7 protein-coding genes are annotated in these 12,060 nt (G+C 71.6%); 6 read left to right on the top strand and 1 reads right to left on the bottom strand.

The features are described 5' to 3' along the window. Positions 1 to 2: 2 nt before the first annotated feature. Positions 3 to 2,510 (bottom strand): helix-turn-helix domain-containing protein, encoded by a 2,508-nt coding sequence (locus ACFZB9_RS25135; protein WP_391450649.1) that lies wholly within the window; start codon positions 2,508 to 2,510, stop codon positions 3 to 5. 263 nt (positions 2,511 to 2,773) lie between these two features. Between ACFZB9_RS25135 and ACFZB9_RS25130 the strand changes: the two genes are divergently transcribed. From ACFZB9_RS25130 to ACFZB9_RS25105, 6 genes are all read left to right on the top strand, one after another. Then, positions 2,774 to 3,019, top strand: coding sequence for a hypothetical protein (locus ACFZB9_RS25130; protein ID WP_391450647.1), 246 nt, complete (start codon positions 2,774 to 2,776; stop codon positions 3,017 to 3,019). A 40-nt stretch (positions 3,020 to 3,059) separates the two neighbouring features. After that, positions 3,060 to 3,836 carry a PE-PPE domain-containing protein gene (locus ACFZB9_RS25125; protein WP_391450645.1) on the top strand — a complete coding sequence of 259 codons (777 nt, stop codon included), beginning with the start codon at positions 3,060 to 3,062 and terminating at the stop codon, positions 3,834 to 3,836. A gap of 50 nt (positions 3,837 to 3,886) precedes the next feature. Next, complete coding sequence (locus ACFZB9_RS25120; RefSeq protein ID WP_391450643.1) at positions 3,887 to 5,077, top strand: DUF4185 domain-containing protein; 1,191 nt, start codon at positions 3,887 to 3,889, stop codon at positions 5,075 to 5,077. Positions 5,078 to 5,164: 87 nt separating this feature from the next. After that, positions 5,165 to 7,513 carry a glycoside hydrolase domain-containing protein gene (locus ACFZB9_RS25115; protein ID WP_391450641.1) on the top strand — a complete coding sequence of 783 codons (2,349 nt, stop codon included), beginning with the start codon at positions 5,165 to 5,167 and terminating at the stop codon, positions 7,511 to 7,513. Between the two features lie 49 nt (positions 7,514 to 7,562). Then, the gene (locus ACFZB9_RS25110) at positions 7,563 to 9,125 is read left to right on the top strand and encodes a hypothetical protein (protein ID WP_391450640.1); all 1,563 of its coding nucleotides are present in this window, start codon (positions 7,563 to 7,565) and stop codon (positions 9,123 to 9,125) included. A gap of 244 nt (positions 9,126 to 9,369) precedes the next feature. Further along, on the top strand, positions 9,370 to 12,018 hold the full coding sequence (locus tag ACFZB9_RS25105; protein ID WP_391450637.1) for a collagenase: 2,649 nt from the start codon (positions 9,370 to 9,372) through the stop codon (positions 12,016 to 12,018). The last annotated feature ends 42 nt before the right edge of the window (positions 12,019 to 12,060 follow it).

Here is a 12,060-nt window from a genome sequence, read left to right as displayed (position 1 = left end):
CCTCAGGGCGTGCCGCTCGGTACGGTGGGGAAGCTGGCCGGCCGGTAGTGGGGCTGCTGCTGGCGGAAGCTGCGGGCCAGGTGGTGCTGCAGCCGGACGTGGCGGAACTGGTAGACCGCGCCGGTCTGGCGCAGCACGCCACGGTGGTAGGCGTCGTCCAGGAAGGCCACCGTGTCCCAGGGGAGCTTGCCGGTCAACGGCAGCCAGACGCGGGACAGCACCGCCCACTGGCCCCAGGCGGTGAAGGCGAGGGCGTAGGAGGCCGCACCGCCGAGCCCGCCGACCACACCGATCAGCAGCCCGTCCGCCAGCCGCCAGGTCAGCGGTCCGAGCACGTCCTGGAGCAGGAAGACCACCAGCTGCCCGCCGGTGGCGACCAGGAGCGCGAACAGCGGTACCAGCACCAGGACCTGACGGCCCACCGTGGCGCGGTTGGCCGCGAGCAGGCTGACCGGGGTGGCCGCGGAGGCGACGTCCACCGGCGCCTCCAGCGCCGCCGTGAGCCCGAAGACCAACCCCGCGGCCATGCCGAAGATCAGCCCGAAGCAGAGCATGTTGACCAGCGTGCCGTTGATGACGGCGGGATCGGACAGCGGCAGCCCCCAGGACACCGCGCGCTCAAGGCTGATCGCGCACGCGTAGCCGACGCCCATCACGGAGCCGCCGAGCAGACCGTCCCGGAAACGGACGGCGAAGGTGTGCAGCGGCCGGCGGCCGACGCCGGTGCGGGTGCCGGGCAGCCGCCACCGCACCTGGGCCGGTTCGAAGACGGCCCCGCCGCCGTAGCGCATCATGGCCGCGTACACGCAGCCGAAGGCGAGGCCGGCGACCGGGCCCATCAGGATCCCCTGGAGCAGGACCTCGCCGATCCCCAGCCCGGTGAGGAGCGGAGCGACCAGCCAGTCGGACAGGGTGACGCACAGCGTGGTGGCCAGCACCACGACCAGCACCCGGGTCGAGCGCCGCAGCGAGTCGCCGATCCGCCACCAGGCGAGGTCCTGCTGCTCGTGGTCGAGCCGGACCAGGTGGTGCGAGAGGTAGCCGAGCCACTGCTGGGCGCGCTGCGACTCCCAGCTGCGCGGCCGGCCCCGGCCCGCGGCCTGCTCGGGCACCCGGCGCCGGTAGACCGCCGGGACGAAGCCCGCCAGCAGGTGCTCTTCGAGCGACCTGGCGGTGGGAAAGCGGGTGGCGTCCAGCAGTTCGGCCGGATCCCGGTCGGGCGTCTCGCTGTACATGGTGCGCGCCAGGATCACCATGAGCGGGGTGGTCAGCACCTCGGCGAGGTTCGCCTGTGCCTGGGTCCCGCCGGCGCGCACGGCGGTCAGCACGCCGTCCCAGGCCGTCGCACGCCCGCCGTCCCCGTGGCCGTCCCCGTCCCCGCAGCCGTCGGTGGTGCCGCGGCCGTCGGTGGCGCCGCGCGTCACCTCCCGGACGGTGCGCGGCAGGTAGCCGGCCAGGTCGTCCGGCGAGAGATCGGTGAGCTCGATGCCGGCGGCCCAGACCAGCGGTGCGTGTGCCGCCTGGACGGCCTCGGCGAACTCGGCCCGCCGACTGGTCAGGACGAGCGGCAGCGAGGTGGCGTTGAGTGCCTCCAGGGCCTCCTGCCGCAGGCCCTCCGCGATCTCGTCGAAGCCGTCGAGCACCGGCAGCACGAGGTCGGCGTCGACCAGGGCCGCGGCCAGCGTCGAGCCGCCCGGGCTGCGGCGGGCCAGGTGCGGGTGGTCGCGCAGCAGTCGGCCGATCAGCCAGTCCCGCAGCGCGGTGGTGGTCGGGTCCCAGGCGCCGAGGCTGAAGATGACCGGTACCCGGCCGGGGGCGGCCCCGGCCTCGATGAAGTCCAGCACGAACCTGATGGTGAGGATCGACTTGCCGGAGCCGGCCCGGCCGAGCACCACCAGCCGTCCGGAGGAGATCCGCCGGTAGACCTCCGCCACGCTCCGCAGGTCGCCGCTCAGGTCCACCTGGCGCGGCACCGCCCCCGGGCCGAGGCGCTGGATGTTCTCCGAACGGTCCGTCAGGCCGGGCGGCGCCGGCTGCCAGCGGACCGGCAGCGGGAACGGGTCGTGGACCCGGCGCTGCTCCTCCTCGCGCCGCCAGCGCCGCCTGATCTCCCGCGCGAGCTCCTGCACGGCGTCGGCGAGCGCGGCGGGGACGGGGACGGGCGCGGGCAGCGGTGCGGCCGGCGCTTCGGGCAGCGGCGCGGGGGGCGTCGCCGATGCCTCGGGCGCCGGCTCGGACCCCGCCTGGGGCGCAGGCTCTGATGCCGCCTCGGCCACCGCCGCCTGCTGCGTTCTCGCGAGCGTGGCCGCCAGCCGTTGGCGGTCCTCGGGTCCGACATCGAGGGCGTCCGCCAGCAGGTTCACGGTGCCCAGCCGGTGGTCGGCGGACTTGCCCGTCTCCAGCCGGCGGATGGTGCGCACGCTCACCCCGGACCGTTCCGCCACCTGCTCCTGTGTCAGTCCCGACTGGTGGCGCAGTCGGCGCAACAGCGTGCCGAGCTGATCTGTCACCGGGTCAGCCTTCCTACTTGCCAGTACAGCCGCCGGTGAGCCTACCGTGACGGCCGGTCACCAATGGCCGGTCACCGATGGCCGGTGCGGTGGCCTGTCCGCTGAGCAGCGCGAACGCGACGATCAGTGCCGGGTGGCCGGGTGGGCCGTCTCGTCGGCCCGGTGAGTTCGTCGGCCCGGTGAGTCTGTCGGCGTTCGGGCGCGCGGCCTGCCGGGCCGCGCGCCCGATGACCATCCCCGCGGCGACATCCGGAGGAGCCGACATGGCCTACCGCTACTGGTGCGGTGAGTGCGGATTCAAGACGCCCTGGCTCAGCCAGGCCCAGGGCGAGCAGCAGCAGATCGAGCACTACGCCAGGCGCCACCCCGGCATTCCTCCCGGCGGCCACGTCGAAGTGAACCGAAGAAAGCCGAACGGAGGGCACGGCTGCCTCCCGCTGGCGGTGATCGCCGTGCTGCTGCTGATCCTGGCGGCCGCACGCCACCGCCGGCCGGGGCTGCCCGGCTAGGGCTTGTCGCCCCCACACCCCACTCGAAGGGAACCGACACGTGTCCGACACGAAGCTGCACAAGGTGATCAGCCGCTGCAAGGCGGTCCTCGGTGTCGCGGCGCTGGCGCTGGCCGCCGCCGCCGTCCCGAGCGCCGCGCACGCCGACGCCCCGCAACACCACTACTACATCGAGATCGGCGGCACCGGAGCGGCAGCGGATGCGCCCACCTGTACGGGCTCCTACCAGTACGCGAACCAGCACCTGAACGGCGGCATCCCGGTGCCGGTCTGCTACCCGGCCAGCGGTGGCCCGTTCGTCGGGAGCCACAACGAGATGCCGGCCCCGCTCGCGCCGAGCTTCGGCGACAGCGTGCAGCAGGGCTACCAGAACGCCCTGACCGCGCTGCAGAACACCTACCGGGCCGACCCCACGGCGCGGTTCACCGTCGTCGGCTACTCCCAGGGCGCCTGGGTCGGCGACCTGCTGCTCCAGACGGTCTCCGGCAACGGCACCACCGTGCCCCGCTCGCAGGTCGACGGGATGCTCTACGCCGACCCGCTGCAGCCCGGCACCGGCTTCTGGCACCTGCTCCCGGCGGGCGTCCCGCTGCCGCTGGTCGCGGTGTCCCCGGGGACCGGCCCGGTGGACTTCCCCGGTGTGCCGGTCCAGCGCTTCTGCATCCACACCGACGGGGTCTGCGACGCGACTGGCCTGGACTCCTTCGCCGGCTTCCTCCAGCAGCACCCGCGCTACTGGCAGGACGGCAACGTCATGACGCAGACCATCGGCCAGGACGGCGGCAGCGGGATCGTCTGGCTCCCGGCCACCGCCTGACCGGGCCTGTTCCCGGACTCCACCAGCGATCGCATTCGAAGGAGACGAAGATGTCCGTTTCACCCCGCCAGGACGGCGAGTTCACCCGGCGTTCCGTGCTCGGCGCCGGCCTGGCCCTGGGCACCGGTCTCACCGTGGGCTCCGGCCTGCTGCGCGCCACGCCCGCCGCCGCGACCAACGGCATCGGCCAGACCGGCGCGCCGCTCTGCCAGCAGCCCGGCGACTCGGCCGGCCGGCAGGGGCTGGGCAGCGGCGACCTGTGCATCCCTTACTACCGGGAGCACGACAAAACCTGGGGCTATGTGTTCGGCGACTCGAACGACACCAGCAACACCTACATCGGCTCCCCGGTGATGCTCAATCAGGCGACGTTCGACCGCTCCGGGGCCACCCCGATCGCGTTCACCTACGCGATGCCGAACGGCACCGCCGACCAGCTGTTCAACTACACCCACGGGGTCGACAACGGCTACGGCCAGGAGAGCACCCGCATTCCCAACGACTGCATCGAGTTCGGCGGTCGCACCTACCTCCAGTACACCTCGGTGCACAACGGCATCGGCAGCTCCGACCTGCCGCCCGGCGAGGACGGCTCCCTGATGTCGGGGGTGGCCTACTCCGACGACTTCGGCGCGACCTGGACCGACTACCCCTACCACTGGGACGGCCAGTACCGCGGCGTGAACCAGTCCATGTACGGCATGTGGTCCTTCGCCGGCATCGACCCGGACGGCTGGCTGTACATCTTCTCCAAGCGCTGGAACGGCAGCCACAAGAACACCGCGGACCAGGGCGCGATCCAGCTCTTCCGGATCAACCCCGACGAGTTCCGGGCCGGCAACTTCGGCGCCCAGCAGAACTGGACCTACAACGGCAGCTGGTACTGGGCCACCGACGGCACCCCGCCCACCCCGCTCTTCGCACCCGGCAACAACATCGGCGAGTTCTCCGTCAAGCGGATCGACAACACCTACTGCATGAGCTACCTCGACCTGGTGGACGGCTCGATCTCCACCCGCACCGCCGCCAGGCCCGACGCGGCGTGGTCCGCGCCGACCCCGCAGATCGTCGCGAACACCAGCTGGCCGCCGAACCACTGGCTCCGCCCGCAGCTCGACAGCCCGTACGGCGGCTACATCCACCCCGGCAGCGCGAGCGCCACCTCGCTGACGCTGATCGTCTCGCAGTGGACCCAGCAGGGCGCCTACCGGGTGCTGCAGTACGACGGGATCAAGCCGTAGCGCTGTCGTGCTGAAGCACCGGAGCGCTGTCGTGGTGAAGCGCCGGTGCGCCGGTGCGACCGGAGTCGTCAGACCGAAGGAGTCCCCTTGAAATTCGGCATCCTGGCCAGGGCGCTGACCGGCGCCCTGGTCTTCCTGACCGCCGGCCTCACGGCGGCCGCACCGGCCGGCGCGGCAACCGGAGGCGCCGGCCCCGGCCCCGGCGTCGGCATCGGCAGCAAGGCCGTGCGGTACCACGGCGCGAGCCTGCGGGTGCCGGCCTCCTGGCCGGTCGTCGACCTGGACCGGGCGCCGGGCACCTGTGTGCGGTTCGACCAGCACGCCGTCTACCTGGGTCACCCCGGGGCCGACCAGAACTGCCCGTCCCACCTGCGCGGACGCACCGAGGCGGTGCTGGTCCAGCCGGCCGCCCCGGGCGGGCTCCAGGGCTCCCAGGAGGACACCGCCTCCCACGAGATCACCGTCAGCACCGCGGCGTTCACCCTCACCGCGACCTACGGCACCGACCGGCCGGCCGCGCAGGCGATCCTGGACAGCGCCGGCCTGCCCCGGCCGAGCCGGGCACCCGCGCGGCCCGCCGCACCGGCCGCCCGTGCGGCGAACGCCCGGGCGGGCGCCGGGGCGAGTGCCGGGGCGAGCGCCGCCGCGGTGGGCGCGGGCAGCACCAACTTCAACGGCCAGGGCTTCGATCCCTGCGAGGCACCGAGCTCCGCCGCCATGAGCAGCTGGATGGGCCCCTCGCCGTACGGCGCCATCGGCCTCTACATCGGCGGCGTCAACCGCACCTGCGACCAGCCGAACCTGACCGCCGACTGGGTCACCCAACAGGCCTCGATCGGCTGGCACTTCTTCCCGCTCTACGTCGGCTACCAGGCCCCCGGCGCCTGCAAGGGCTGCGCCTCGATCCCCTCGGCCGCCCAGGGCACGGCCGACGCCGACGACGCGATCGCGCAGCTGTCCTCCCTCGGATTCCCCGTGGGCACGCCGGTCTTCATGGACTCCGAGGCCTACGACCCGTCGTACTCGGGCCTGGTGCTGGACTACCTGTCCGCCTGGACCACGGAGTTGCACGCCCGCGGCTACCTGTCCGGGGTGTACGGCAGCGTCAGCAGCACGATCACCAACCTGGTGGCCAACTACTCCTCCGCGCCGATGCCGGACCTCATCGACTTCGCCTCCTGGCCGGGCAGCGGCGGCGGCAGCACCGCGGACCCGGCGATCCCGGACAACGAGTGGGCCGGTCACCAGCGGATCCACCAGTACACCAACGGCCACAACGAGACCTACGGCGGCGTGACCATCAACCTGGACGCCGACTACCTCGACGTCCAGACGGCGGCCCCGGGCGGCGGCTGGGACGACTTCGGCGACGGACGTCAGAACCCGGCGATCGGCCGGGAGGCGAACGGCGCGATGATCGCCTTCGCGGTCTCGCCGGACCAGCAGGGGCTGTACTACCGCGAGCAGTCGGCCCCGTCCGGCGGCTGGGGCGCCTGGCAGCAGCTCGGCGGTCCGGTCGGCGGCCTGCCGGTGGTCGGCCGGGACCCCGACGGACGCCTCGAACTGTTCGTGCTGGGCGCCGGAAAGAAGAACATCCAGCACATCTGGCAGACCGCCCCGGGAGGTGGCTGGAGCAGCTGGGACACCGGCTTCGGCGGACCGGCCGGCGGCCTGTCGGTGGGCCAGAACGCGGATGGCCGCCTGGAGGTGTTCGCGGTGGCGCCCGACCTCAGCTCGATCTCGCACATCTGGCAGACCGCACCCGGTGGTGGTTGGAGCGCCTGGAACGGTGACGGCAACGGTGCCTTCGGTGGGGCGGCCGGTGGGGTGCCGGTGGTGGGTCATGAGGCCGATGGGCGGATGGCGGTCTTCGTGCTGGGGCCCAATGGTGGTTCGATCGCGGAGCGTGAGCAGGTGGCGCCGTCGGCGGGTTGGGGCGCCTGGAACGGTTCCTTCGGCGGCGCGGCCGCCGGTGTGACGGTGGGGGAGAACGCGGACGGGCGGCTGGAGGTGTTCGCCCTCGCTCCCGGTGGCGCGAACATCTCGCACGTCTGGCAGACGGCACCGAACGGTGGTTGGAGTGCCTGGAACGGTGACGGCAACGGCGTCTTCGGTGGGGCGGCCGGTGGGGTGCCGGTGGTGGGTCATGAGGCCGATGGGCGGTTGGCCGTCTTCGTGCTGGGGCCCAATGGTGGTTCGATCGCGGAGCGTGAGCAGGTGGCGCCGTCGGCGGGTTGGGGCGCCTGGAACGGCTCCTTCGGCGGCGCCGCCGCGACCGTGAACGTCAGTCACAACGCGGACGGGCGGCTGGAGGTGTTCGCCCTCGCTCCCGGTGGCGCGAACATCTCGCACGTCTGGCAGACGGCACCGAACGGTGGCTGGAGCGCCTGGAACGGTGACGGCACCTTCGGCGGCGCGGCCTGGGTCGGCGTGTGAGAGGCAGTGAGTTCCCGTGAGTTCTTCGAGAGGAGCGGTTGAGATCCCGATGTCCACTTCCACCCACCCCGTCCGGCGTGAGCCGGCCGTGCTGGTCCGCGCGCTGCTGACGGCCGTCATGCTCGTCCTCGCCCTGGCGGGTACCGGCCTCGCCGGCGCCGGCCACGCCGCCGCCGACTCGGCCCTCGGCGGCCCGATCACCCGCAGCGAGATCATCTCGCGCGCCCAGTACTGGGTCGACAACCAGCCCGGCCCCTACGACCAGGGCGGCTACTCACCCGGCCCCGGCGGCGACTTCGACTACCGCCGCGACTGCTCGGGCTACGTGTCGATGGCCTGGCACCTCAACGCCAACGGCTGGACCGGGTCGCTGTCGGACCAGTACTCCTCCACCATCGCACGCAGCGACCTGCGCCCCGGCGACATCATGGACGACTACAGCGACCACGTCTTCCTCTTCGACCAGTGGCTCGATGCCAACGGCGGGTTCTCCTACTACACCTTCGGCTCGACACCGGTCCAGCACCTGACCGCCAACATCAACGACGCCTATCTCGACGGACACCCCAACAGCTCCTACACCGCCCGCCGTTACAACAACGTCATCGAGGACAGCGTCGCCAAGCCGCACCCCTACCCGTCCGGCCGCGTGGTGTCCGGCCGCGACGCGGACGGTCGGCTGGAGACCTTCGCGGCGGGCCCGGACGGCGTCTGGCACACCTGGCAGACGGCGGTCAACGGCGGCTGGTCGGACTGGACCACCATGGGCGGCCCGGCCAACGCGCAGCTGGCGATCGCGCCGAACCAGGACGGCCGGCTCGAACTGTTCGCGGTGAACGGCTCCGAGCTCGACCACCTCTGGCAGAACGCGCCGAGCGCCGACTGGTCGGCCTGGGCCCGGCTCGGCGGCGGCGGGGACCGCATCGCGGCCGGCAGCAACGCCGACGGCCGGATCGAGCTGTTCGCCTCCAGCGCGGCCGGCGTCTTCCACACCTGGCAGACCGCACCCAACAGCGCCTTCGCCGACTGGGCGGGCGTCGGCGGTCCGGCCAACGCGCGGCTGCAGATGGAGAACGCGCCGGACGGCCGGCTGGAGGTGTTCGCACTGTCGGACACCACCTTCGCCCACCTCTACCAGACCGCGGTCAACGGTGGCTGGTCGGCCTGGGAGGACTTCGGTGGCGGCGGCACGGGCCTGACGGTCGATCACGACGCCGACGGGCGCCTGGAGGTGTTCGCCTCCAGCGCGGCCGGGGTGTTCCACAAGTGGCAGACCAGCCCGACCACCTGGTCCGACTGGGCCGCCACCGGCGGCGGGGCGGCCAACTCCGAGCTGTCCTCGGCGCGTTCGGTCGACGGCCGGGTCGAGGTGTTCGCCATCAACGGCAGTACCGCCACCCATGTCTGGCAGACGGGCGTGAACGGCGCCTGGTCGAACTGGGAGACCTTCGGCACCGGCGGCACCGAGGTCCAGGCGACCGACAACCAGGACGGCCGGATCGAGGTCTTCGGCACCAGCGGCGCCGGCGTCTATCACAAGTGGCAGACCGGCTTCAGTACCTGGTCCGACTGGGCCTGGGTGAACTCCACGGCGGGCCCGTCCATGGCCTGAGCCCGGGCAGGACAGCTCACCGGCCCTGCCGCGCGAACCCGCGCGGCAGGGCCGGTTCGTCGCGTCGGAGGTGCCGCCGTCGGGTCGCCCCGGGCGTTCCGTCCGGGCCGCCGTGGAGAGCCCTGTCGAGAAATGTATGACGCGTGACATTGTACAGAAGCCCGTCTGGTGGCAGGATGCACGTCAACTCCCTGGCGTCACTTGATGTTCAGTCAACTCCCCCCACAGGAGAAGGGCTTTAGCAGTGCGTCTGCGCATACCGCTCCCCACCCTCATGGCCGGCGTCGTCGCCGGCTGTGCCACCGCCGCGACCCTGTTGCCGGTGCCCGCGCTGGCCGCGGCCGGGCCGGCCGCCGCCAGGCCGCCGGCCGCGGCCGCATCCGCGGCATCGGTCTCCGCCGTCCCCAAGCCGCTCGGGCCGATCGTGGCCGCCGGCTCCGACGACTTCGCCCCCACCGCCGCACCGCTGCCGTCGGCCCTGCTCGGCCAGGTCGTGATGGGCCAGCCGGCCGGCACCGCCGTGCAGACCACGCCGCGTCCGGCGAAGCAGAACGCGGCCCCCACCAGGCCCGCCCCCGCCAAGCCGAACGCCGCCACCGCCAACGGCGCCACTGCCAACGGTGCCACTGCCAACGGCGCCACTCCCCATGGTGCCAAGACCGCGCAGAGTTGCACCCCGGCCGACTTCGGCAGCCGCACCGGGGCCGGCCTGGTCTCCTTCGTGGAGAGCTCGACCACCGACTGCGTGAACACGCTGTTCAACGTCACCGGCACCGACGCGGGCAGCATCTTCAAGGAACAGCAGATGCTCACCGTCGCCCAGGCCTTCCAGAGCCTGGCGACCAACTACACCGGCGACGACTCCACCGGCATCTGGCAGCTCGTGCTCTTCCTGCGGGCCGGCTACTACGTCCAGTCCTACAACGCCGGCGCCGTCGGCGGCTACGACGCCGCGCTCACCAGCGCCACCAAGGCCGGACTCGACGCCTTCTTCGCCGGGAAGCACTGGACCGACGTCAACGACAACAACGGCAGCGTGCTCTACGACGTGCTGGTCCTCACCGACAGCGCCAACCTGCAATCCGACTACCTGAACGTCTACAAGCAGGTCCTGAGCGGCTACAACGACTCCTACAACGCCTTCCCCAAGCTGGTGAACGCGGTCAACTCGGTGCTGTCGGCGCCGCTGTGGCGGGGCAACTACAACCCGGACTTCGTCACCGCGGTCACCGCCGACCCGAGCATCCTGAACACCCTGAGCACCTTCGCGCTGGGCCACGAGTCCCTGCTCACCGGCCCGAACGCCTTCCTGGACGAGAACGCGGGCAACGACCTGGCCCGGATGGCCGGTGACAACGCCACCATCGAGGCGGCGGCCAGGCCGCTGGTCAAGACGGTGCTCGACTCCGCCCGGATCACCGGCAGCACCGGCCCGCTGTACGTGCACACCGCCTACCAGGCGGACGCCTTCGACGGCGCCCAGTGCTCGTACTACAACACCTGCGACCTGCCGGCGAAGCTGACCGCCGCGATCCTGCCCGACACCCTGGTCTGCGACAACCGCACCATCGAGACCGAGGCCCTCTCGCCCTCCGACCTGGCGGCGGTCTGCGCCAGCCTGCGCGGTGAGGACACCTTCTTCCACACCATGGTCAAGGACAGCGGCCCGGTCCCCGGTCAGTACGACAAGACCATCACGCTGGGGATCTTCGCCAACCAGGCCGACTACGTGAACTACTCCTGGGCGATCTTCGGCAACTCCACCGACAACGGCGGCCAGACCGTCATGGACGCGACGGACCCGAACAACCAGGCCGTGTCGGTGATGTACCAGAAGTCCTGGAACGACGGCTTCACCGCCAACGTGTGGAACCTGAACCACGAGTACACGCACTACATGGACGGCATCTACGACATGAAGGGCAACTTCACCACCGAGACGTCCGTCCCGGACATCTGGTGGATCGAAGGGGTCGCCGAGTACGAGTCCTACGCCTACCGCGGCACCACCGACACCCAGGCGATGCAGGAGGCGGCCAACCACACCTACAAGCTCAGCACGATCTTCCAGAACACCTACGACAACTCGGACTCGGTGCGCACCTACCCGTGGGGCTACCTCGCCGTCCGGTACATGTTCGAGAAGCACCCCGCCGACGTCACCGCCATGCTGAACCACTTCCGCGCCGGTGACTTCCAGGGCGCCTACGCGGTCTACAACAGCATCGGCACCGCCTACGACGCCGACTTCGACAGCTGGCTCACGAGCTGCGCCGCCGGCGCCTGCTACGCCGAGGGTCCGACGGCCCTGTACAACCTGTCGGTCAACGGCGCCACGGTCAGCCTGAGCGACAAGTCCGTCGAGACCGGCAGCTCCGCCAAGATCACCTCCTGGCACTGGACCTTCGGCGACGGCACCTCCTCCGACCAGCAGAACCCGACCCACACCTACGCGGCCGCCGGTACCTACACCGTCGACCTGACGGCCACCGACAGCAACGGCAAGAGCGCCAGCACCCCGGCCTCGGCCGTCGTGACCACCGGCGGCACCACCACCCTGCCCACCTGCACCGATGCACGCACCGACGCGATGGGCCAGAACTGCTCGCGGACGGGCCTCACCGAGAGCGCCGGCAACACGGACTACCTGTACGTCTACCTGCCGGCCGGCACCACCACGCTGAAGGTGTCCACCTCCGGCGGGACCGGCACCGCCTCGCTCTACTACGACCCGAACACCTGGGCCTCGCCGAGCACCTTCACCGCCTCGTCCACCAACCCCGGCAGTACCACCCAGTCCCTCACCGTCACCAACACGACGGCCGGGTACCGCTACCTGAGCCTCTACGCCAACACCGACTTCAGCGGTGTGACGGTCAGCACCCAGTACTGACCCGGCGCCACCTCGAACGGGCACGGCAACGGCGGCGGCTGT

The organism is Kitasatospora sp. NPDC008050, from assembly GCF_042957465.1.
Classification (GTDB): Bacteria; Actinomycetota; Actinomycetes; order Streptomycetales; family Streptomycetaceae; genus Kitasatospora.
Note: the sequence above shows the minus strand (reverse complement) of the source record. Positions and strands in the feature narration are given on the sequence as shown.